This window comes from Streptomyces sp. NPDC053542 (assembly GCF_044544685.1).
GTDB lineage: Bacteria > Actinomycetota > Actinomycetes > Streptomycetales > Streptomycetaceae > Streptomyces.
In genome coordinates this window covers 701,914-723,268 of sequence record NZ_JBITXL010000001.1, presented here as the reverse complement: position 1 = coordinate 723,268, position 21,355 = coordinate 701,914, and the positions used below count along the sequence as shown (strand labels likewise).

19 protein-coding genes and 2 pseudogenes are annotated in these 21,355 nt (G+C 68.7%); 14 read left to right on the top strand and 7 right to left on the bottom strand.

Features of this window, described 5'->3' with window-relative positions:
• Nucleotides 1-80 precede the first annotated feature (80 nt).
• Both ACIGXO_RS03135 and ACIGXO_RS03130 read right to left on the bottom strand, forming a co-directional pair.
• Nucleotides 81-833: a (Fe-S)-binding protein gene (locus ACIGXO_RS03135; RefSeq protein ID WP_399779422.1), complete on the bottom strand. Its 753-nt coding sequence runs from the start codon at nt 831-833 to the stop codon at nt 81-83.
• Nucleotides 834-1,123: 290 nt separating this feature from the next.
• Nucleotides 1,124-1,420, bottom strand: coding sequence for a hypothetical protein (locus tag ACIGXO_RS03130; protein WP_399779420.1), 297 nt, complete (start codon nt 1,418-1,420; stop codon nt 1,124-1,126).
• Between ACIGXO_RS03130 and ACIGXO_RS03125 the strand changes: the two genes are divergently transcribed.
• Nucleotides 1,419-2,756 carry an MFS transporter gene (locus ACIGXO_RS03125; protein ID WP_399779419.1) on the top strand — a complete coding sequence of 446 codons (1,338 nt, stop codon included), beginning with the start codon at nt 1,419-1,421 and terminating at the stop codon, nt 2,754-2,756. The two genes, ACIGXO_RS03130 and ACIGXO_RS03125, sit on opposite strands and share 2 nt — an antisense overlap.
• A gap of 239 nt (nt 2,757-2,995) precedes the next feature.
• Here the strand turns inward: ACIGXO_RS03125 and ACIGXO_RS03120 are convergent, their stop codons facing one another.
• Together ACIGXO_RS03120 and ACIGXO_RS03115 are read right to left on the bottom strand one after the other, a co-directional pair.
• Nucleotides 2,996-4,126 (bottom strand): hypothetical protein, encoded by a 1,131-nt coding sequence (locus ACIGXO_RS03120; RefSeq protein WP_399779418.1) that lies wholly within the window; start codon nt 4,124-4,126, stop codon nt 2,996-2,998.
• A gap of 239 nt (nt 4,127-4,365) precedes the next feature.
• Nucleotides 4,366-4,785 carry an ATP-binding protein gene (locus tag ACIGXO_RS03115; RefSeq protein WP_399779416.1) on the bottom strand — a complete coding sequence of 140 codons (420 nt, stop codon included), beginning with the start codon at nt 4,783-4,785 and terminating at the stop codon, nt 4,366-4,368.
• A gap of 638 nt (nt 4,786-5,423) precedes the next feature.
• Between ACIGXO_RS03115 and ACIGXO_RS03110 the strand changes: the two genes are divergently transcribed.
• Entirely contained in the window at nt 5,424-5,762 is a 339-nt protein-coding gene (locus tag ACIGXO_RS03110) for a MerR family transcriptional regulator (protein WP_399779414.1), read from the top strand.
• A gap of 169 nt (nt 5,763-5,931) precedes the next feature.
• On the opposite strand, the gene ACIGXO_RS03105 is transcribed toward ACIGXO_RS03110, so the two are convergent.
• Nucleotides 5,932-6,372: a DUF3662 domain-containing protein gene (locus ACIGXO_RS03105; RefSeq protein WP_399779412.1), complete on the bottom strand. Its 441-nt coding sequence runs from the start codon at nt 6,370-6,372 to the stop codon at nt 5,932-5,934.
• Nucleotides 6,373-6,856: 484 nt separating this feature from the next.
• Between ACIGXO_RS03105 and ACIGXO_RS03100 the strand changes: the two genes are divergently transcribed.
• Both ACIGXO_RS03100 and ACIGXO_RS03095 read left to right on the top strand, forming a co-directional pair.
• Entirely contained in the window at nt 6,857-7,060 is a 204-nt protein-coding gene (locus tag ACIGXO_RS03100) for a cold-shock protein (RefSeq protein WP_031058283.1), read from the top strand.
• 345 nt (nt 7,061-7,405) lie between these two features.
• Nucleotides 7,406-8,875 carry a DEAD/DEAH box helicase gene (locus tag ACIGXO_RS03095; RefSeq protein ID WP_399779410.1) on the top strand — a complete coding sequence of 490 codons (1,470 nt, stop codon included), beginning with the start codon at nt 7,406-7,408 and terminating at the stop codon, nt 8,873-8,875.
• Between the two features lie 31 nt (nt 8,876-8,906).
• On the opposite strand, the pseudogene ACIGXO_RS03090 reads toward ACIGXO_RS03095, so the two are convergent.
• Nucleotides 8,907-9,118: pseudogene (locus ACIGXO_RS03090) on the bottom strand (transposase); the annotation flags it as partial.
• 62 nt (nt 9,119-9,180) lie between these two features.
• Nucleotides 9,181-10,002 carry an alpha/beta fold hydrolase gene (locus ACIGXO_RS03085; RefSeq protein ID WP_399779408.1) on the bottom strand — a complete coding sequence of 274 codons (822 nt, stop codon included), beginning with the start codon at nt 10,000-10,002 and terminating at the stop codon, nt 9,181-9,183.
• A gap of 208 nt (nt 10,003-10,210) precedes the next feature.
• On the opposite strand from ACIGXO_RS03085, the pseudogene ACIGXO_RS03080 reads away from it, so the two are divergent.
• The 10 genes and pseudogenes from ACIGXO_RS03080 (at nt 10,211) to ACIGXO_RS03035 (ending at nt 21,107) form a co-directional block, all read left to right on the top strand.
• Nucleotides 10,211-10,668 (top strand): annotated as a pseudogene (locus ACIGXO_RS03080) (IS5 family transposase).
• A 310-nt stretch (nt 10,669-10,978) separates the two neighbouring features.
• A complete protein-coding gene (locus ACIGXO_RS03075; RefSeq protein WP_399779406.1) occupies nt 10,979-13,111 on the top strand; it encodes an ATP-binding protein in 2,133 nt (710 codons plus the stop codon).
• Nucleotides 13,112-13,893: 782 nt separating this feature from the next.
• Nucleotides 13,894-14,313 carry an aspartate 1-decarboxylase gene (panD, locus tag ACIGXO_RS03070; RefSeq protein ID WP_399779404.1) on the top strand — a complete coding sequence of 140 codons (420 nt, stop codon included), beginning with the start codon at nt 13,894-13,896 and terminating at the stop codon, nt 14,311-14,313.
• Nucleotides 14,314-14,495: 182 nt separating this feature from the next.
• Nucleotides 14,496-15,875, top strand: coding sequence for a DUF6002 family protein (locus ACIGXO_RS03065; RefSeq protein WP_399779402.1), 1,380 nt, complete (start codon nt 14,496-14,498; stop codon nt 15,873-15,875).
• A 42-nt stretch (nt 15,876-15,917) separates the two neighbouring features.
• Nucleotides 15,918-16,670 (top strand): TauD/TfdA family dioxygenase, encoded by a 753-nt coding sequence (locus ACIGXO_RS03060; RefSeq protein WP_399779400.1) that lies wholly within the window; start codon nt 15,918-15,920, stop codon nt 16,668-16,670.
• Complete coding sequence (locus ACIGXO_RS03055) at nt 16,667-17,752, top strand: hypothetical protein (RefSeq protein WP_399779398.1); 1,086 nt, start codon at nt 16,667-16,669, stop codon at nt 17,750-17,752. Before ACIGXO_RS03060 ends, ACIGXO_RS03055 begins: the two co-directional genes overlap by 4 nt.
• Before the next feature lie 172 nt (nt 17,753-17,924).
• The gene (locus ACIGXO_RS03050) at nt 17,925-18,818 is read left to right on the top strand and encodes an EamA family transporter (RefSeq protein ID WP_399779396.1); all 894 of its coding nucleotides are present in this window, start codon (nt 17,925-17,927) and stop codon (nt 18,816-18,818) included.
• A gap of 47 nt (nt 18,819-18,865) precedes the next feature.
• On the top strand, nt 18,866-19,378 hold the full coding sequence (locus ACIGXO_RS03045; RefSeq protein ID WP_399779394.1) for a hypothetical protein: 513 nt from the start codon (nt 18,866-18,868) through the stop codon (nt 19,376-19,378).
• The gene (locus tag ACIGXO_RS03040) at nt 19,375-19,989 is read left to right on the top strand and encodes a thiamine pyrophosphate-dependent enzyme (protein WP_399779392.1); all 615 of its coding nucleotides are present in this window, start codon (nt 19,375-19,377) and stop codon (nt 19,987-19,989) included. Before ACIGXO_RS03045 ends, ACIGXO_RS03040 begins: the two co-directional genes overlap by 4 nt.
• Nucleotides 19,990-20,417: 428 nt before the next feature.
• Nucleotides 20,418-21,107, top strand: coding sequence for an esterase/lipase family protein (locus ACIGXO_RS03035; protein ID WP_399779391.1), 690 nt, complete (start codon nt 20,418-20,420; stop codon nt 21,105-21,107).
• Nucleotides 21,108-21,355: the final 248 nt, after the last annotated feature.

Here is a 21,355-nt window from a genome sequence, read left to right as displayed (position 1 = left end):
CGAATCGGCGGAATCAGCGGAATCGGCGGGATCGGCGGGATCGGCGGAATCAGCGGGATCGGCGGAATCGGTCCTTGCCGTCACAGCACGTTCCCTTCCGTACTGGCCAGGATCTCCGCGAGATGGACCGGCCGGACCGTCGAGCCCTGCCGCGAGAGCGTGCCGCCGATGTGCATCAGACAGGAGTTGTCGACCGTGCAGACCGCCTCGGCGCCGGTCTCCTGGATGTGCCGCGTCTTGTCGGCACCCATCGCGGCGGAGACGGCCGGATTCTTGACGGCGAAGGTGCCGCCGAAGCCGCAGCACTCCTCGGCACCCGCCAGCTCGCGCAGTTCGAGGCCCTTCACATGCTGGAGCAGGGCGCGCGGCCGGTCCCCGAGCTCCAACGTCCGCAGACCGTGACAGGTTGGGTGATAGGTGACGGCGTGCGGGTAGTACGCACCCACATCCGTCACCTTCAACACATCGACCAGGAACTCCGACAGCTCGTACGTCTTGGGCACGGCCTCCGCCGCCACCTCGACGAGCGCCCGGCCCCGCCCCTCCGCCGCGGCCTTCTCGCCCAGCCGCGGATAGTTGTCCCGCACCATCGCGGCGCACGACCCCGAAGGCACCACCACGTACTCATAGTCACGGAACACCCGCGCGTACCGGAGCGCCAACGGCTCCGTGGCGTGCCGGTACCCGGTATTGAACTGCGGCTGCCCGCAACAGCTCTGCTCGGCCGGGAAGCCGACCTCGACCCCCAGGCGTTCCAGGAGCGTGACCACCGCCCGGCCGGTCCGTGGGTAGAGCGTGTCGTTGATACAGGTGACGAACAGTGCTACGCGCACGTTGCCATCTCCTTTCGGCCGCACTCGGACCTGGCGGCCACCGGCCTCGCGGGGGCATGATCACCTGACGGCTCATCCTGCCCGAGCGGCAGGGCCACGTGAAGGACCCGGGAGCGGAGGCGCATGTCGAGCGCGGAGAACAAGATGGCGGACCGGCAGACGGGGGAGCGGCGCCCGGTATCCGCGAAGCGGCAGCTCGCGGCGGCGTCCGTAGGCAATGCGGTCGAATGGTACGACTGGTTCTCCTGCACGGACGCGCAGGCAGTCTACTTGAGCGCCCCGGACCTGCATCAACGCAGGTCGGCGTAGTTATATGAGCACTCATTCATGTGCAGGTGTTGCTGGGTGTCGCTGCGTCTGGCCGGATCGATACTGACTGTTTGCTGACTTAGCTGACGGGTAGTCAGGGCTGCTGCGAGCACCTGAGCTGAGCCCTTGCGGGCGTGGAGGTTCTCGCTCTTGTTGTCAGGCGGTCTCGATGAAGCGGTCGCCGGTGAAGGTTCGTCCGTGGCGTGTAGCGCTACGACTTCTGGAGAGATCTGCGCGGTGTGATTGCCGTGCTCGAAGACGGGGAGATGCGTGATCATGACAGCTTCCGCGAAAGGGCCTGCGCCCGAGGGTGGGCCGGATTCTGCTATTGAGGGCTCTCATGGGGGTGTTGTGGCCCCTCCGGCGCGTCCTGTTCGGCAACTGTTCGCCGCCTCGGTCGGCAATGCGGTCGAATGGTATGATTGGTATGCATATACCTTCCTCGCCACGTACATCGCCGCGCAGATCTTCCCCAAGGGCGCGGGGAATTCACTGGTGCCGCTACTCTCGACGTTCGCGGTCTTCGCGGTGGGGTTCTTCATGCGGCCCGTCGGCGGGCTGCTGATGGGCGCGGTGGCCGACCGGCGTGGGCGCCGTGCCGCGCTGACGGTGACCATCCTGCTGATGGGCGGCAGCAGCCTGCTGGTGGGCCTGACGCCCACGTACGCCGCCGCCGGCGTCCTCGCGCCGATCGTCCTCGTCCTGGCCCGACTGCTGCAAGGACTCTCGGTCGGCGGGGAGTTCGCCGCGTCGACCACCTTCCTCGTGGAGTCGGCCGGACCCGGCCGGCGCGGACTCTTCTCCAGCTTCCAGTACGTCTCGACGACCATTGGCCAGCTCGTCGCGTCCGGCGTCGCGGCGCTGCTCGTCGGGAATCTCGCGCCCGCCACCATGGACAGCTGGGGCTGGCGGGTCCCCTTCGTGCTGGGCGCGCTCCTGAGCCTCGTGGGTTTCTGGATCCGGACCGGTGCGCGCGAGACGCGGAGCGAAGAGCAGGCGAAGGCGCCCCGCCCCGGCCTCTTCGAGGCGCTGCGCCGCCATCCGCGCGAGTCGCTGCTGATCTGCGGCATCACCGCGGGCGGCACGCTCGCGTACTACACCTGGACCTCGTACCTGCCGACGTACGCGGAGCTGAACGCCGGCGTGACCAAGGCGGACGCGCTGCTGGCAGGCACCCTCTCTCTGACCTTCTTCGCCGTCCTCCAGCCCATCACAGGCATCACCTCCGACCGCTTCGGACGCAAGCCGCTGTTGCTGATGTTCGGCCTCGGCTTCGCGCTGCTGAGCGTGCCGCTGCTGCGCGCGCTCAACGATTCCTTCGTCACGCTGCTGCTCGTGCAGTGCGCCGGCATGATCCTGCTGAGCGGTTTCACGGCCATCTCGGCGGCGGTGAATGCGGAGACCTTCCCGGCCCGGGTGCGCGCCGCGGGAATCGGGTTCCCCTACTCGCTCACCGTCGCCCTCTTCGGCGGCACGGCGCCCTACATCGGCACCCTGTTCAAGGACCTGGGCCAAGCCGGCCTCTTCCCCGTGTACGTGGCGGTACTGTGCCTGGTCTCCTCCGCGGTCTACCTCCGGCTGCCCGAGACCGCTCACCGCCCACTGGAGCGGTGAGGAGCGGGGCGCCGGCTGCCTAGGGCGGCTCCTTCCTCGAGGGCGTCGAAGGTGACGACCTGGGCATCTATGTCATGCCCTACTCCCAGCCCGCGCCTGCTCCAGCATGCTGTGCGGCGCGGCATGTCACGTCCGCGGGATCGCGCGGTTGTTGATCTGCCGAATGGCGTCGGCGGCTGTACCGCCGTGATCAGGGTGGTCGCGATAGAGGGCGAGCAGAGGAAGGGAGGAGTGGTCTCCTACAGGGGTGAGCAGCCGCATTGCGGTGGCGGTGCGGCGGTCAGGCTCGGAGTGCGTGAAGAGTGAGGTGAGGCGGGCTGGGGCGCTGAGGCCGTGATGCAGAACGGTGCGGGTCTGCGCGGGGAAGGTGTCGACGATCCGGCCGAGCGCACTCGTCCGGACGTCCCGCGCGAACATGGCGGCGTACTGGAACTGATGGAGCGGATCCACAGCTGCGTCCAAGAGCGAAGTGGTGAGCTCCTCCCACAACGGTAGGCAGCGTGTGTGCTGCTCACCTGTGCTGAGGCCAGAGCGGTGAAGCCAGAACAGGATCTTCCCGTAGCAGCGCCATGCGTCGGCGTCAGCGCCCTGATGACCTTCCAGTAGTGGGGGTGGGGACGGCAGGTGGGCGGCGCAGCCTTCGATGCCGAGCAGATGGCAGCTGACGGCATCTTGCCTGAAGGGCCCATCGTCCAGGTGGGAGGCGCCCAGTACTGCATGGCTGGCAGTGCGGACGGGTCCTTCGCGTGTACGAGTTCCTTGAGGACGACGTCTGTGAAGAGGGTGGCATCGCCTTCTTGCACCGCGAGAGTTAGCAGAGCGCGGCGCGAGACCGGTTCAAGGGCGTCGATCGCCTCAATGAACGGCGCGGAGATCACTTCCTCGAACTGGCTGTTCACGATTCCTCTGGCGCGGGCAGGGGCCTCGGGCTGTTCGGGATGGGCGAGGAGGAGGGTGATCTCTTTGGTGATGTCCTCAACGACGGACGGGGAGGTGAGCTGACCGTAACGGTGCAGAGTCTCGACGAGGGGCGTCGACACCCATATGTCGTCCGTGTGCACGCCGTTCAGCAACTCGATGACTTGGCTCTCGGTCGCCACATCCACAGTGGTGTGGATGCCGGCGAGCAGGTCGACGCCTGCGTACTGCAGGTGGCGGGTGCCGGTGGCCCATGCGCGGCTGAACAGTGACGGCGCCAGGGCGGCTGTCTCAATGTCGTCCGTCCAGCGCAGCAGAACACACAGCAGCATGGTCAGCCCGACGTCGTCGGCCTCCAGCGAGGCGATCCATGGTTGGAGGTCGGTTGCTGCTGCCGGCTGGTGGCGGTTGAGTCCCTTCGGCCATGCCAGCTCGGCGGCCTGTGTGATCACTGCCGCCGGGTGCCGGGTGCCGGGTGCCGGGTGCCGGGTGCCGGGTGCCGGGTACCGTCCGTGGATACGGTTGGCCCGTGCAAGGACGCGGCGATCAGCCCCGCCACGCGAGCGCGTGTCGGCCTCCATCCCGTTCCGCGCCGGAAGGCCCCGTCGGTCTCGCGCATAAGTCGCACCAGTGGCTCTAGCAGGCGCCCGTCGCGGGCGGTGTCGGAAGAGGTGTCAGCCCGCCGGTGTCCCTAGCGGAGGATTCGGGCGTGGATGGTTTTGCCGTGGCCGGGCCCTGTGTCGTGGGTGATGGTCAGGGCGTGGGTGAGGTGGCGGACCAGGTTCCAGCCGAAGCCGCCGCCTTCATTCAGGTCCGGGGCGCGTTCCTGAGGTGATGCGGGGCTGGGATCGTTGACGGCCACGTCCAGCGTTTCGGACCCGGCGGTGAGCTGAAGGGTGTAACGGCCGCCGCCGTGGCGCAGCGCGTTGGTGACCAGTTCGGACACCACCAGGACCAGGGTGTCGGCTGTCGCGGGATCGGGTGGGGGAGTGAGGCTGTCGGCGAAGGCGCGCGTGGCCTGACGGGCGCGCTGGACGCCGGCGGCGCTGTCCCCCCGGAGGGTGGTCGGGGCGGGGGCCGGCGGGCGGGCGGTGACCTTCGTGCTCTTCATCTGCGTAACACCCCACCTGGATCGGTTGCGCGGTTTCGCAGGGCCCGTCTGCCCCGCTCCACCGGGATCAGGCATCCGTGCGCTGCTAGGACAGATTTCCGTCATCGGTCGCCTGCGGAAACGCGAGTCACTCCGTTGCAGGAAATCTGTTGCGGCGAGTGTAGACATGCGCGGGTCGCAGGGTTACTGTTTTGTCTGTAGCCACGAGATCGACTGAAGCGCGGCAGAGGACGAACTGCCGCGCAGCGGAACCGAGTAGCAACGGCACGGCAGTGGAGCGAGGGAGCCGGAAGGCACAAAAGGGTTCCGTCGCTGACTGCCGGGCTGGGCGGCCCACCAGGGGCCGCGAGCAGTACCGCACGTTCCAGCAGTACGAACCAGAAGTCCGGAGAGGAGGAAGACGCCATCAGGATCGCCCGGGCGAGGAAGCAGCCCGCCTGGGTACCGCAAGACCCCGGATTGGAAGGTGGTCCCCGGTCACGCAACCGCGATCCCCGCGCCTCCGGCCTCCCAGGCGGAGAGGCGCGGAATGAGAAGGTCGGCGCAGTCAACCGTCGGCAGATGGTGTTGAAATCCTCGGGGCCCTGGTGCCGTACGGCACCAGGGCCCCTCGACGCGTGATCTGCCGCGAGGTGCAGATGACAGCAGACAACCCGCTCGACCGTCTCGATGACGACGATTACCCCGCTTACACCATGGGCCGCGCCGCCGAACTGCTCGGCACCACCCCCGCCTTCCTGCGGGCCATAGGCGAAGCCCGCCTGATCACCCCGCTCCGTTCCGAGGGCGGCCACCGCCGCTACTCCCGCTACCAGCTGCGCATCGCGGCCCGTGCCCGCGAACTGGTCGACCAGGGCACCTCCATCGAGGCGGCCTGCCGCATCGTCATCCTCGAAGACCAGCTCGAGGAGGCAAAGCGCATCAATGAGGAACTGCGCCACTCCGCCGCACAGCGCCGGCGCCCAAGCGACGCCTGACATCGGCCGACCTGCCCCGCGGCACCCGGATCTGCGACTGAGTACCTCCGCTTGGACGCTGAGCCCGATGCGGGGTTCCTGTGCAGGCTCATATGCAGGGTGGGAGCGGCACGGCCTGAGTTGTGCGGCCCTCCTCCGGCGAAGCTCTCCGAGGCGTCGGCCGACCCGGTCAGTCCCCCTTGGGCGGAGGCACAGCCACCTGCGGCAGGGCCATGGTCGGGGTGTCCCTGTGCGTCGGCGGGTGGCAGGGGACCAGACGGCTGCGCACTCGGTAGCGGGCGCGCCCGCCGTCCGGATGCGCCACTACACCCACTGTCACCGGGCCGGCGAAGCTGTAGGACCGCTCGGCCGCGTACCGCCGGATCTCAGTGGCCAGCTCGGGCCCGAGCCGCTCCCGGTGGCCGGCCAGCCGCCGGTGGCTGGCCGCGGGCAGCTCGATCGAGAAGCAGTTGGGTACCACGGTGTGGCCACGGCCCATGATCAGGGCGTTGTCGTCACACTCCCGGCGCAGCCGGGCCACCACGTCCATCGGCTTCTTCCCGGGCTTGCGCATCGAGGCCCATGCGGCACTCGTCCAGCGTTCCATGGCCCGTTCGAATCGTCCGATCATGTTCATCCCTGGCGCCTGTCCGCCCTCGCTCCGCCCAGGCGCGCCCATCTGGGTGAGTCGTCGGAGCGCACTGGTTCCACGGCCATCCATCGGTTCCTCCCGGCGCTGCTGCCTCGAAGAGGTCCGATCCATCAACGGACAGCTGCGCAATCCGGCGGTGTCCTCGGGCGTGCGAGCGGCGCAGCTGGGTAATTCCGGCAGCCTCCTGGATATAAATATCTGGTCTCGCCGTTGCAGAAATGCGGGAATGTGTGGCGAGGGTTTCTGGCTCGGCGGATCCGAAGCAAGAAATTGTTGCCTTCTCCCGGAGGGGTCGTGCTACGCTCACGTCAGTTGCAGTTGTGGTTCCCCGAAGCTTCGAGTGTTTCCCCTGGATTTCCGGGGGAGTCTTGTGTGTGCCGGTCTTCCCGGAAGGGCGATCATTGCGGCAGCTCCGGTTCCTGCGCAGTGCGGGTTCCGGGTATCGCCCAGAAGGAGATGTATTTTGGCTACTGGCACCGTGAAGTGGTTCAACGCGGAAAAGGGCTTCGGCTTCATCGAGCAGGAGGGTGGCGGCGCTGACGTGTTCGCCCACTACTCGAACATCAACGCCACCGGCTTCCGTGAGCTGCTCGAAGGCCAGAAGGTAAGCTTCGACGTCACGCAGGGCCAGAAGGGCCCGCAGGCGGAGAACATCGTTCCCGCCTGACGCTGACGCGCACAACGAGCTGGGGCACGCACCTGCGTGCGGCCCCGGCTCGTTGCGTTATTCAAGCTCGCCCGTACTGACGGACTTCCGCCCGCGGCGGCGAGCGAGCGGCGGCACCGTCTGCCGCAACGGCGAGTCGGGGCGGGACGCCCCCTGACTCCCTGGCACCCGTATACCGGTCACGTTCGTTACGGACCGCGTCCCGGTGCTTCTTCACGACGACTCGGCGCCATTTCAGGCCCCGTTTGTTTCGTCTTTTCTTCGGCTCGATCTTGCGAATGCGTACGTGGTTCAACAGCGCTGCGGCGAATTCCTCGATACGTGCCGCATCGAGGAAGGTTCTGTATGAACCGCACTGCTCGCACCACTGCCGACTCCGCCCTCTCGCGCAGCGGCGCCATCGGCTCCGGCCGCGACAGCCGTCGCTCGCAGGGAATCGCCCGCCACGGCGGACCGTCGCGCTCGGCCAAGACCGGGCATGCTCGTCGGGGACGCGCCACCGGCGCCCCGCGAGAGTTCGCACTGCCGGTCACCCACACTCCGCCGTTGCCGGCTGTCGAGACGTTCGCCGGCCTCGACATGCCCGACCGTTTGAGGACCACGCTCCGTGCCCATGGCATGAGCGCACCGTTCCCGATCCAGGCCGCCACGCTGCCCAACGCGCTGGCCGGCCGGGACGTGCTGGGCCGGGGCCGTACGGGCTCGGGCAAGACCCTGGCCTTCGGTCTCGCCCTGCTGGCCCGCACCGCGGGGCAGCGCGCCGAGCCGCGGAGCCCGCTGGCACTGGTCCTCGTCCCCACCCGGGAGCTGGCACAGCAGGTAACGGCCGCGCTCACCCCCTATGCCCGCGCGCTGCGGCTGCGGCTCACCACGGTGGTCGGCGGCATGTCGATCAGCCGTCAGGCACGCGATCTGCAGAGCGGCAGCGAGGTGGTGGTCGCCACGCCCGGCCGGCTCAAGGACCTCATCGAACGCGGCGACTGCCGACTGGACCGGGTGGCCATCACGGTCCTGGACGAAGCCGACCAGATGGCCGACATGGGCTTCATGCCCCAGGTGACCCACCTGCTCGACCAGGTACGCCCGGAGGGGCAGCGTCTTCTCTTCTCCGCCACCCTGGACCGCAACGTCGACCTCCTGGTCCGCCGCTATCTGACCGATCCGGTGGTCCACTCCGTCGACCCTTCCGCAGGCGCGGTCACCTCCATGGAGCACCATCTGCTGCACGTTCAGGGAGCCGACAAGCAGGCGACGACCACCCGGATCGCCGCCCGTGACGGACGAGTGATCATGTTCCTGGACACCAAGCACGCGGTGGATCGGCTGACCAGGGACCTTCTGGCGGTGGGGGTACGCGCCTCGGCCCTGCACGGCGGGAAGTCGCAGTCCCAGCGCACCCGCACCCTCGCCGGTTTCAAGTCAGGCCACGCGAACGTGCTGGTGGCCACCAATGTCGCGGCCCGCGGCATCCACGTCGACAACCTCGACCTCGTCGTCAACGTCGACCCGCCGAGCGACCACAAGGATTACCTGCACCGCGGCGGGCGTACTGCCCGCGCCGGCGAGTCCGGCACCGTCGTCACCCTCGTCCTCCCCGGACAGCGCCGCAGCATGAACCGCCTGATGTCGGACGCCGCCATCACCGCACAGGAAACCAGGATCCACCCGGGCGAAGCCGACCTGAGCCGCATCACCGGGGCCCAGGCGCCCTCGGGCATCGCCCTGACCGCCGCGGACACCCAGCCTCCCGAGCGCACCGGCACCGCGCAGCAGTCACGGCGCAGCCGCCCCGCCCGGCAGCGACGCCGCCCCTGAACCAGCAGCCACGGCTCCCTCACGCAGAAAGTGCCGACCAGCGGCGATGCCGTTCGTAGACGGTCTGCCAGGGACCGTAGCGCTCCGGCAGGTCCGGCCGGGGTACCCGGTGCGGGCCCGGAACAGTACCCCGTTGACCACCGTCCGGTGATCCGACCACTGCCCACCCGGCAGACCGTTCGCCGGCAGCAACGGCCTGATCTTCTGCCACTGCGCGTCGCTCAGTTCATGTCGTCGCACCATGCCGGACGCATGCCCTCACCACAGCCTGGTTCACCCTGCTGACAAGAGCCATCAGAAACGACCTAGTCCTTGAGGAAGGCGAGCAGGTCCCTGTTGAACGCCTGCTCGTACTCCCCGGTGAGGCCGTGCGGCGCGCCGGGATACACCTTCAGCGCCGCGTCCTTGACGATCGACGCCGAGTTCTTCGCGGCGGCCTTGATGGGCACGATCTGGTCGTCCTCGCCGTGGGCGATCAGCGTGGGCACGTCGATGCGCTGCAGGTCCGCCGTGAAGTCCGTCGCCGAGAACTGCTCGATGCAGTCGTACGCCGCCTTCATCCCGGCCGCCATGCTCATCAGCCAGAACGCGTCCCGGGTGCCCTGCGAGACGGTCGCGCCCGGCCGGTTCGCGCCGTAGAAGGGCTCGCTCAGCTCGCGGTAGAACTGCGCCCGGTCGCGCAGCAGCCCCTCCCGGAGCCCGTCGAACACCTCGATGGGCGAGCCCTCGGGGTTGGTGTCCGTGCGCAGCATCAACGGCGGTACGGCGCCGAGCAGGACGACCTTGGCGATCCGTGACGTGCCGTGCCGGCCGAGGTAGCGCGCCACTTCGCCGCCGCCCGTGGAGTGCCCGACCAGGACCACCTCGCGCAGGTTCAGGATCTCCAGCAGCCGGGCGAGGTCGTCCGCGTAGGTGTCAATGTCGTTGCCGTGCCACGGCTGTCCGGAGCGGCCGTGGCCGCGGCGGTCGTGCGCGAGGCCGCGGTAGCCCTGCTCGGCCACCAGGCGCAGCTGGCCGTCCCAGGCGTCCGCGTGCAGCGGCCAGCCGTGGCTGAAGACGACGGGCCGCCCGCTCCCCCAGTCCTTGTAGAAGATCTCCGTGCCGTCGGTCGTGGTGAACGTCCCCATGACTGCCTCCAGTTGTCCGGTCCACCGACGTGCGCAGGCAGCACCGAACCTAGACGGCGGTGGGCCCGCTGCCCACGGCCGGACACCGAAGGGCGCGGCGTACTTTGCCTACGCCGCGCCCTTCCGGATCCCGTACCGTCGGCTAGGTCGTTTCTGATGGCTCTTGTCAGCAGGGTGAACCAGGCTGTGGTGAGGGCATGCGTCCGGCATGGTGCGACGACATGAACTGAGCGACGCGCAGTGGCAGAAGATCAGGCCGTTGCTGCCGGCGAACGGTCTGCCGGGTGGGCAGTGGTCGGATCACCGGACGGTGGTCAACGGGGTACCGTTCCGGGCCCGCACCGGGTGCCCTGGCCGGACCTGCCGGAGCGCTACGGTCCCTGGCAGACCGTCTACGAACGGCATCGCCGCTGGTCGGCGGATGGTACTTGGCAGAGGATCCTGGCCGAGCTGCAAATCGAAGCCGATGCCACCGACCCCGACGGCGCCTTGGCCCGCAGCCTGGAACGGGAGTGGGCGGTCAACATGGACTCCACCTCCTGCCGGACCCACCAGCACGCGGCCGGGGCCCGGCACCGACCGCCGCGCGACTTCCCGGAAAAGGGGGCGGGACGCGCGTGGAAGCCGATGGACGAGAAGCGCTGGGACGCTCCAGGGGCGGACTGACCACCAAGATCCATCTGCTGGCCGACGACCGGGCCCGCCCGCTGACCTGGCAGACCACACCAGGTCAGCGGGGCGACAGCCCGATTGCGGTCTGTGCATCGCGCATGTCGGCCACGACCGAATTCTCACTCGGCCTGTCCGCGTCCTTGCACGGCATGACCGCCTCCTTGCTGCGCCATCATCCGCCACCACCTGCTCTTGGGCACTTTCGTCCTTCCGCTGATGCTTCGTGCGGAACTTCGAGAGACTCCTCCCCGGAACAGGCCCGAGGCATGAACCGCGGGTCGGCTCGGATCGACGAGAGACGATCATGAAGACGACGAAGCCGCTGCGGCGGATCGGGAATCTGCCCGCTGAGACGACACGGCTGGTCGGGCGGCAGGCGGAGCTCGTGCAGGTACAGGAGGCGTGCGGGCGGGCGCGGCTGGTGACGCTCACCGGCGTCGGCGGGGTCGGCAAGACCCGCCTGGCCGTGGAGGCAGCGCGGGCCATGCAGCCCCGATTCCGGGACGGAGCCTGGCTGGTGGAACTGTCGCCGCTGCGGCAGGACACGCTGCTGGCACACACCATCGCCGAGGCCCTGCCGCTGGCCGACCAGACGACCCGCCCCATGATCGACGTACTCGCCGACTACCTCGCCGACCGCGAACTGCTGCTCGTCCTGGACACCTGCGAGCACCTGATCGACGGCTGCGCCCTGACCGTTCAGCTGCTGCTGGCGGCCGCGCCGGGGCTGCGCGTGCTGGTCACCAGCCGCCTTCCGCTGGGCCTGCGCGCAGAACGGGTGCTTGCGATCGGCCCGCTGCCGGTACCCGAGGGCGACGGTGGGGACGACGATCCGGCGGCATGGCAGTCCGACGCGGTGGTTCTGCTGAGCGAGCGGGCGGCCGAGACCGTATCCGGGTTCGCGGTCGCCGACGCCGACCGGGCGGATCTGGTACGGCTGGTCCGGCGGCTGGACGGGCTTCCCCTGGCCATCGAACTCGCCGCGGCACGGCTCGGCGAGCTGTCCGTGACCGAGCTGACCGCACGGCTGGAGGACCGCTTCGCCGTCCTGGGCACCACCGACGAGGTGGTGTACGACGCCGATCCTCCGTGGCACCAGGCGCTGCGCACCGCTATCGGGTGGAGTCATGAGCTGTGCACCCCGCGCGAGCGGTTGCTGTGGGCGCGGCTGTCGGTGTTCGCCGGGGGCTTCGATGCGGAGGCGGCGCGCCGGGTGTGTACGGACGAGCGGCTGCCCGACGAGATGATCCCGGCCCTGCTGTCCCGGCTGGCCGCGCATTCCCTCCTGACCCGGCAGCGGATCGGGGACGGGGAGCGCTACGGCATGCTGGACACCATCCGCGAGTACGGCGCGGGCTGGCTGCGCGGCCTGGGCGAGGAACGCACCCTGCGCCACCGGCACCGGGACTGCTTCCACGCACTGGCCCACCGCGCGGATGCCGCCTGGATGGGGCCCGGCCAGATCGCCTGGCGCGACCGGATGACCGCCGAGCACGACAACCTCCGCGCCGCGCTGGACCTCTGCCTCGCCGAGGAAGACGGGCACACCGCACTGGAGATCGGCGGGGCACTGTGGTTCTTCTGGATCGCCTGCGGCTTCATCCGGGAAGGCCGCTACTACCTGGAGCGGGCCCTGGCGATCGACGCCGAAGCCGGACCGGCCCGTGCCAAGGCCCTGTGGGCCTGCGGGTGCGCCGCCTCCGTCCAGGGTGACGACGAGACCCGCCGCCGCCTCGCCGTCGCCTTCGGGCAAGCCGTGGCCGAGGACACCGACGAGACCGCCCGCATCGCCGCTGTCTGCCTTGAGGGCATCGGCCTGACGGAGAGCGGTCGGCAGGCACGGGCGGCCGAGGTGCTCGACGCGGTGCCGCACTCCCCGCCGCCCGGCGGGCGTTACGGCGGGGCGTGGTTCATGGCACGGGGCGGCCGGGCCTTCGTCCACATCCACCTCGGGCAGTTCGACCGGGCCGCGGCCGTCGCCGACGAGCTGTGCGCCGAATGTGACCGGCGCGGCGAGATCTGGTGCCGCGCGTGGGGCGACTACCTGCGCGCCCTCGCCGCGCTGGGAGTGGGACGCACGGAAGAGGCCGCGGTCCATGCCCGCACCGCTCTCGACTGCAAGCACCGTCTTCACGACAGCATCGGCATCGCCATGGCCATCGACCTGCTCGCCTCCACGGCCATCGCCTCCCGGCACGCCGAGCGGGCCGCCCGGCTCCTCGGCACCGCCGAGCATGCCTGGCGCACCCTCGGCACCCCCCAGAAGGGCATGCCCGAACTCATCGCCGCCCGCGAGGCGTGCGAGCAGCAGGCCCGCCGCCTCCTCGGCGACGACGCCTACCAGGCCGCCTTCCGCACCGGCTACGACACCGACACCGGCATCGCCTACGCCCTCAACACGCCCGGCATCGCCCCGCCGCACGCTCCGTCCGACTGACCCGTCGGACAATGCGCGTCGGCCGGGCGCGGGCCCACTGAGAGGTCCGGCTCGATCACCCCGGGCGGGCCGAGGTCGTCCAGATCGTGGTCCGGTATCCGCACCGGACCGCTGTCGTCGGCGGAGCGGGTGGCTGTCACCCGTCCGACCTCAAGGCCGCCCTGTATCCACTCCCCGAACTGCGGTGAGAGACGGCCCGCCTCGACTCCGCCGTGCCGTGACGCTGTCGGTGCGTCAACTTGCGGTGGCGTCCTGCTGGTTGTTGGCGTCGGCAGTCTACGGAAGTCCCCGGTGAGCACGGTCAGCGCGTGGGCCGCGCCCCGGTCCTCAGTGGCGGGATCGTCGCCTGGTTCCGGTCGGCGAGGGAGGAGGCGACGCCCGAGTCGTGGGGTAGGCACCTTGCGAGGGCGGCCTGTTGGTGTGTGGTGAGGTGGCCTGCGGCTCGAACTTCCCGTAGGAGGACTTGAGTTGATGGCGTCTCGCGGCGTGCCTGCCGGCCACGGGGAGAGTGCCGGCTCGCCGCTCCGTTTTGTCGGCTTCGCTCCTGCGCATTCGTAAAGGGATGACAAATTAACTACGGACAGCTCTCAGGTGGCTACGGAAACGGGACCGGCGTTCGGCCGTGGTAGCACCAAGGGACTCGCGCGGTTGTGCGGCGTAGTGCGGACGCGAAACTTCGGAATCAGTTGATCATGAGGGCTTGTGGTGGGCTTTTCGCGCTGCCAATCTCATTCGCGTCGCGACACACCACCACTGGCCGACGCAGCAGCGAAGGGTCGAACGTGCATTTCGAGACACTCAAGGCCAAAATCCATCGCGCCACCGTGACTCAGTCGCATCTCAATTACGTGGGTTCGATCACCATTGACGCGGATCTCATGGAGGCCGCCGGTATTCGCCGCCACGAAAAGGTGGACCTGGTGAACGTCACCAATGGCGCCAGGCTTTCGACATATGTCATCGAAGGCCCCCGGGGATCCGGTGTCATAGGCGTGAACGGGCCATCGGCGCGGCAGGCCCAGGTGGGTGACATCGTACTGATCGTTTCCTACGCCAATGTCACGCCCGAAGAAGCCGAGACATTCGAACCCAAGGTCGTCTTCGTCAATGGCGAGAACAAGATCACAGGGTTCGGCGGAGATCCGGCCGAAGTGCCTCCCGGGAGCGGTCTCGTGCGTGGAGACCAGGTGGCCGGCGCCTGAGACACCGGCCCCGTTCCGCACGCCGTACGGCGTGCGGAACGGGGCCCGTCCTTGTCGGGGCCGGCCGATGCCCTGGTCCGGCTCCCGCACCGTCTTCTGCTCCGTCCCGGCGGCCGCCCTCGTCCTGCCGCCCCCACGTCTCGTATCGAAGGCCCCTACGCCTCGCATTGAATGGGAACCCAGTGGTCTCACCCCCTCCCGCGACCGTGATCGCGAAGAACGCACTGACGCAGTACCACGCCGAACTTCACAGGGCTCTGGCGGTGCTGGAACACGATCGAGCCGAAAGCCTCGAAACGTTCTCGCCCGCCTTCCGGCTGCCGGAACCCAGCCCGGCACTGGAGGAGTACTTCTCGGTCTCGGACGTTGCCGTCACTGACCTGCCCGCGTACCGCGACCGCCGCCTGAGGCTGCTCGACCTCATGCGCAACCCGGGGACGCATACCACCAAGACACTCGCCTCATTGATCATCGTCGCTCGGGCCGTCCGGCACATCGCCGAGACCGGTGAGCGCGTCATGATCGTCACCCCGTCGTCCGCGAACAAGGCCACGGCCCTGCGCGACGCGGTAGGACGTGCCATCGCCGCCGGACTGGTGACCGAGGACCAGCTGCAGATCGCAGGCATCGTGCCCGCTGTGTCCACCGCGAAGCTGTGGTCGTCGCCGTTGAGCGAAAGCGCCCCGCTCCGTGACCGTAACCCCTTGGTGACGCACGAGTCCGACGAGCCGGCGAAGGTCAAGGAGCTCGCCTCTGCATTCATGGCCGAGCACGCCGAGCGCCTGCACGGGAAATACGGCGTCCGCTTCTGGTACACGCTGGATCTGGACAATTACCGGGCCGCCGACATGGTCCGGGCATTCATCGAGCGCGACCTCCTGCCGGCCTCGGACACCCGGGTTCATGTGCACTCGGTGTCGAGTGCCTTCGGTCTCCTCGGCCACGATCTCGGCCACCGTTGGCTCACCGGAGAGTGCGGCCACGAGCTGCCACAGGCACGCTATTTCCTCGTACAGCACCTGGGCACCCCTGACATGGTGCTCAGCCTCCGCCATGGCACACACGACCGCCGCAACCTGCCCGCATACCGGCTGGACACCGCGGACGGCCTGTACCGGCAGGACGAGGACCCCCACTTCCCGGCCACCACATTCGACCCGGACGAGCAGCTCGACCCCACCTTCTATACGCGCCGCCCGCAGACCTCCGCCCGCATGGACCCCATCATCGCCCGGCACGGCGGAGGCGGCATCGTGGTCTCGCTGCACGAGTGCCTGAAGCGGTACGGCGAAGTCCGGCGGCTGCTGGCATCGGCCGTGGAACTCCCGTCCGACCCCCGGCGGCTGCGCGAGTGGTCCCTCGTGATGGCGGTCACCGGCACGCTCAATGCCATCGACCGCGGACTCCTCCCGGACGGCGACGACGTGCTCATCCATGGCTCCGGCAGTTACGCGGACCAGGACTACCGGCCGGTACCCGACGCACACCGCCGCACTGCCGACACCGCTGACGAACTCGCCGGCCACATCGAGGCAGCGATCCGGGCGGCTTCGGTCCGCTGAACACCCTCCACCGGACGACGACCAGAGCAGAAAGGAACAGCCATGCCCAAGCAGCCGGACAGCCTGCTTTCGCTCACCACATTCAACGGGACGCCGCTCTCCGACGACATGGCGCTCACGACATTCCACAGCCTGATGGACCGGCACGGGTACGTTCTCATGAGGAACGTACCGGAAAGCTTCGACCCCGTGGCATTCTGCAAGGGGCTGGGTGACTTCGTTCCCCAGTACACCGGCGTGCTGGTCGGTGACGTCACTCCGGAGCCCGGAATGGACGAGTTCTACCACGCTGGAAATACCAAGCCTCTCTACCCGCATTCCGAGGGCTACGACTTCGAGGGGCTCCCGCCGCGCTACCTTGCCTTGTGGTGTGAAACGCCCAATACCGGAGCCGGTGGCGAGACCACGCTAGCCGACGCCCGCACCTGGGCTGAATCCCTCGATGAAGAAGACCGGACCTATCTGCGTGAGCGCATCTTTGAGTGGCAGACCACGGACGCCATGCGGAACCTCGGCCTGGACCTGCACCCGGAGCATCCGGTGATCGAGGACCATCCCGACGGCACCATCGTCCGGTATTCCTTCAACAATCTGAACCGCGGGGACGACGAGCGCATCGGGCCGCTGCTCGCGAGCGCGAAGGAATATTTCGAGCGCGAGCACGTGGCCATTCAGTACGAGCGCAGGGACATGCTCGTCTTCGACAACTGGCGGATGCTCCACGCCCGTAACGCATTCACCGACACGGGCCGCCACCTGCGCCGCATCCAGATCGCGCACCGGTCCGCCGCATGACCGGCACCGCTCTTCGGGGAGCCGCCGTGGTCGGCGGCGGCTCCCTCGCCCGCACCATCTGCTATTCACTCGCCACACAGACCGAGCAGCCGATCGCCGAGGTCACCGTCGCCGCGCGCTCCGCGCAAGCGGCCCGAGAAATCGCCGCGATTGCGAACGCAAGGGCAGCCGTGTCCTCGTGTCCCACCCGTTTCACCGCCGACGTCCTCGACGCCGCGCAGCCCACGGCGGTGGCCCGGTTCCTGGAACACGTCCGGCCCGGCATCGTGGTCAATTGCGCCTCCCTGCAGTCCCCGTGGGAGAGCGCGCAGGCCGCCTCCGCCTGGACCCGGCTGCTCGCCGAGGGCGGATTCGGCATCGGACTTCCCCTTCATGCCGTCCTCGCCAGGGAGCTGGCCTCCGCGATCAGGCGGAGTGGCCTGCCGACCGCATTCGTCAATGCCTGTTATCCGGATGCCGTCAACCCACTGCTGGCTGCCGAGGGGCTACCGGTGCTGTGCGGCGTGGGGAATGTGGCCACCCTGGCGGCCACACTGCGCGCCGCTCTGCGGACGCGCGACGGCGAACAGCTGCGGGTGATGGCCCACCATCTCCATCTGCACCGGCCCGCCGATCCCGCCGACGAAGTGCGCGCGTGGCTCGGGAAGGACCCGGTGCCGGATGTCGGGGAGCTGCTCGCCGTTCATCGGTCCTGTTCCCGGGCTGAACTGAACGAGGTCACCGGACATGCGGCAGCCCAATTCCTGGCCCGGTTGTCGGCCGGCCAGGACATCCGCACGGACTTGCCCGGCCCGCTGGGGCTTCCGGGCGGTTACCCCGTCCGTGCTCAGGGGCGGCAGATCACCCTCGACCTGCCGGACGGAGTCACCCGGAGTGAGGCCGTCTCCTGGCAGCAGCGCATGGCGGAACAGGACGGCGTCGTGGTGAGCCCCGCCGGCGAGATACGGCTCGGCCCGCAGGCCGCCTCGGCCGTCGCCACTCATTTGCCGGGCCTTCCCGAGCACTACGACATCCGGACGTTCCGGAAACTGACCCGTGAACTCCTCCTGCTTCGCGAGAAGTTGAGGACGACTCCCGCGTGAGGCCGGGGGTCGCATTCCCCGCCGGGGCGCGAATGCAGCCCGCGCCCCGGACGGGATGACAGCGAAGAACGATCTACTGCGGCCCGCTCCGGCGCGCCAGAAGGATGGAGGGTCTCACATCAATCAGCTCACTGCCCGCCGCGCGAGGACGGCGGAAAGGATCGGCCGTGGCTTGACGGCGGTACCAGCGCCGGGCCTCGTCATCGGCGGGATGGTCGGATTGCAGTGCGGGGCCGCGCTCACCACCTCTTTGTATCCCGTCGTGGGGCCGGCGGGCGTGGTCACCCTGCGGCTGGCCATCGCAGCGGTCGTACTCATCGCCCTGTGGCGCCCGGGACTGCGCTGGGACCGAGGGACATGGGGGATCGTGGTGGCCTCCGGGACCCTGCTGGCCGGCCACCACCTCAGCTACTACGAGGCGGTCGACCGCATTCCGCTGGGCGCGGCCACCACCGTGGAATTCGCGGGACCGTTCCTGATCGCGCTCGCCGGCTCCCGCCGCGTCACCGACCTGCTGTGGGCCTGTGCGGCAGCCCTCGGCGTGGTGCTCCTCAGCTACTCCGGAACCGACCTGAGTCTGGCCGGCCTGGCGTTCGCCGCGTTGGCGGGCTGCTGCTGGGCCGGTTACATCCTGGTCGGGAAGCGCCTCGCCGAACGCGTCCCCGATGGCCGCGGCCTCGCACTCGCCGTGGCCTGGGGCGCCCTGCTGAGCCTCCCGTACGGAGTCGCCCAGGCGGGTTTCCGGCTGCTGGACCCGAGCGTCCTCGCGCCGGCCGTGGCGGTGGCCGTCCTCTCCAGCGTGCTGCCGTACTCCTTCCAGCTGGAAGCCCTGCGACGCCTTACACCGCGGGTCTTCGGCGTGCTCACCAGCCTCGAACCCGCCGTAGGGGCCCTGGTGGGCCTGCTGTTCCTGGGCCAGCACCTCGCCCTGCTCCAGTGGCTGGGCATCGCCGCAGTGGCCCTGGCGTCGATAGGCGCCAGCCGCGGCACGTCCGAACGCGGGCAACGGCCAGCGACCACCGATGTAACGGAACCGCAGATCACCGTCGGAAACATCGACCCCTGACGAATTTTTCTGAACAGCCACCACATATGCCCGCACAGAGGAGTCACGTGAACACCATGACGTCGGAAGTGGACCTGTCCACCCGTCTCGCAGAGCTGCTCACCGAGCGGTTCTCCCCGTTCTTCGGAACCCCTTGCGGCATCCTCGCACCGCTGTACGAGTCCCTGGAACGGGACGCGGCGTTGCAGACCATTCCCCGCGAGGACACGGCAATCGGCGTGGCCGCGGGAGCGAGTATCGCCGGACACTCTCCCGCAGTGCTCATGCAGAACTCCGGACTCGGCCAGTCGGTCAACGCCCTCGCATCGCTCGCGATTCCGTACGAGATTCCCATGCTGCTCGTCGTGAGTCTTCGCGGCATCGCCCCTGACCCGACCCCGGAAAACCGCGTCATGGGACGGATAACCGAATCCCTGCTGAGCGACCTGGACATCCCGGCAGTCCGGCTCGACGCCGCACAGTCGGCCGCTCAGGTCGACTGGGCCCACCGCATGGTCAGCGAGCAGCGTCGCACGGCTGCGCTGCTCGTTTCCCCGGAGCTCTTCGGATGGAGCGCATGAACAAGACTTCCGCCATCAAGACGATCATTTCCGTCACGTCCGATCAGCCGGTTGTCTTCACCACCGGCTACGCCTGCCGCATCGCCAAGCATCTCGCCGACCGGCCGGGCCACTTCTACATGACCGGCTCCATGGGGCTGTCGGCCTCGATCGCCACGGGCATTGCCTTGTCCACCGGGAAGACTGCCGTTGCCGTCGACGGCGACGGCAGTCTCCTCATGAATCCCGCATCTCTCATCACCGCAGGTGCGATACCCGACCTGCCGCTCGTGCACGTCGTCCTCGACGACTCCGCCTACGCATCGACAGGCGGCCAGGCGGCTCCGTCTGCCGGCACCGACTTCGCCGACTGGGCCCGGGCCTCCGGATATCCGGCGGCATCTCGTGCGACCGATGGCGACGAACTTACGCAACTGCTCCGCGGCGCGATCTCACGTTCCGCCCCGACACTCATCCACTGCACTCTGAACGCGCCGGACGACGAGGTGCCGCCACGTATCGATCTCGACCTCGCCCGACACCGCCGCCGAGTCAGCCGGCACATCCGTGCCCACAGCCGACCGAACCCCCGGCTGGGGCATCGCACAGTGCAGTGCCCCAGCGCGCGGTAGATCGCGCGTGGCCAGGGTCGGCGAAGTCCTCGGGGCGCAGCCGGCCTGATGCAGGCGCCCGGCGTGCTTGACCTTCGGCTGGCCGAGACCGCTCACCGGCCGCTGGAGCGGTGAGGGCGGGCCTCGTGAGGTGACGGCCCGTCATGTCGGCGGGCCGTCGCATCGGGAGCCGGTCGGGTGCGCCCGTTCCGGTATGGGCGTCGAGAAATTCCGTGCATGCCTCTTGCCCGTTGACGGTTACCGGCTAGTACTCTCACGCCACCCCTCGATGACACCGGTGTTCCTCCCCGTGCGACCGCGACGAACCAGTCACTCGGTATGCCGCCGCACGTCCGTAGACACGGCTCCCGTGATCCGGGAACGCCCCAGCGCTGCCCTCTGTCAGAACGCGCCATCGAGCGCTGTCCCGAACTCACTCGAGGTCCCTCATGAACAAGACCCTCGCGAGCGCAGTCGCGGCCGTGGCCGGTGCCCTACTCGCCGTGCAGATGCCCCTTCCCGCCCAGGCGGCGAGCACCTCGGCCTTCAACTCGGCCAGCAACCCCGTCCTGTTCGTGCACGGCTACACCGGTGACGCCAGTAACTGGAACACCATGGCGGGCCGCTTCAGAACCGACGGCTGGCCGTCCTCGTACCTCGACCAGTGGTCCTACGACTGGCGCCAGTCCAACGCCACGACCGCCCAGCAGCTGTCCACCGAGGTCGACCGTCTCCTCGCGGCCACCGGCGCCGGCAAGGTGGACATCGTCAGCCACTCCATGGGAGGGCTTTCCTCGCGCTACTACCTGAAGAACCTCGGCGGAGCCTCGAAGGTCGACGCCTGGGTGTCACTGGGAGGGCCGAACCACGGCACCGACAGCGCCAACACCTGTTTCGGCACCTCCTGTACAGAGATGCGGATCGGTTCCAGCTTCCTCGCCGACCTCAACTCCGGTGACGAGACGCCTGGTTCACCCCGTTACGCCACCTGGTGGTCGCCCTGCGACACGGTGATCAACCCGGACACCTCTGTCTCTCTGTCCGGCGCGGCCAACACCCGGACCGCCTGCATCGGTCACACCGACCTGCTCACCGACGCAACGGTCTACGCCCAGACCCGGGACGTCATCAACTCCTGATCCGAACTCGGAAACGGCGGGCGCCGCCCCTCCCTGGGACGGGGAGGAGCGGCGCCCGGTGATGCGGTTCCGTCAGACGAGCCAGCCCACGAAGTGGATGACGCCGGCCAGCACGTTGGTGAGGAAGTCCATCGGGTTGTTCTCCTTGTACATGGTGCTTTTCTGGGACACGCTCCCGCTCCGGAAAGGGACTTCGGCCGGGAGTGGCGCCGTTACGGTCTGCAGCCCGTCGCTTGCGCCCCGTAAGA

What these genes read in the sequence shown, in the direction of transcription:
- ACIGXO_RS03125 (WP_399779419.1), top strand. Translation starts at nt 1,419, where the DNA reads ATGACAGCTTCCGCGAAAGGGCCTGCGCCCGAGGGTGGGCCGGATTCT.
- ACIGXO_RS03130 (WP_399779420.1), bottom strand. Translation starts at nt 1,420, where the DNA reads ATGATCACGCATCTCCCCGTCTTCGAGCACGGCAATCACACCGCGCAG.
- ACIGXO_RS03115 (WP_399779416.1), bottom strand. Translation starts at nt 4,785, where the DNA reads ATGAAGAGCACGAAGGTCACCGCCCGCCCGCCGGCCCCCGCCCCGACC.
- ACIGXO_RS03110 (WP_399779414.1), top strand. Translation starts at nt 5,424, where the DNA reads ATGACAGCAGACAACCCGCTCGACCGTCTCGATGACGACGATTACCCC.
- ACIGXO_RS03105 (WP_399779412.1), bottom strand. Translation starts at nt 6,372, where the DNA reads ATGATCGGACGATTCGAACGGGCCATGGAACGCTGGACGAGTGCCGCA.
- ACIGXO_RS03095 (WP_399779410.1), top strand. Translation starts at nt 7,406, where the DNA reads ATGAACCGCACTGCTCGCACCACTGCCGACTCCGCCCTCTCGCGCAGC.
- ACIGXO_RS03085 (WP_399779408.1), bottom strand. Translation starts at nt 10,002, where the DNA reads ATGGGGACGTTCACCACGACCGACGGCACGGAGATCTTCTACAAGGAC.
- ACIGXO_RS03075 (WP_399779406.1), top strand. Translation starts at nt 10,979, where the DNA reads ATGAAGACGACGAAGCCGCTGCGGCGGATCGGGAATCTGCCCGCTGAG.
- ACIGXO_RS03060 (WP_399779400.1), top strand. Translation starts at nt 15,918, where the DNA reads ATGCCCAAGCAGCCGGACAGCCTGCTTTCGCTCACCACATTCAACGGG.
- ACIGXO_RS03055 (WP_399779398.1), top strand. Translation starts at nt 16,667, where the DNA reads ATGACCGGCACCGCTCTTCGGGGAGCCGCCGTGGTCGGCGGCGGCTCC.
- ACIGXO_RS03040 (WP_399779392.1), top strand. Translation starts at nt 19,375, where the DNA reads ATGAACAAGACTTCCGCCATCAAGACGATCATTTCCGTCACGTCCGAT.
- ACIGXO_RS03035 (WP_399779391.1), top strand. Translation starts at nt 20,418, where the DNA reads ATGAACAAGACCCTCGCGAGCGCAGTCGCGGCCGTGGCCGGTGCCCTA.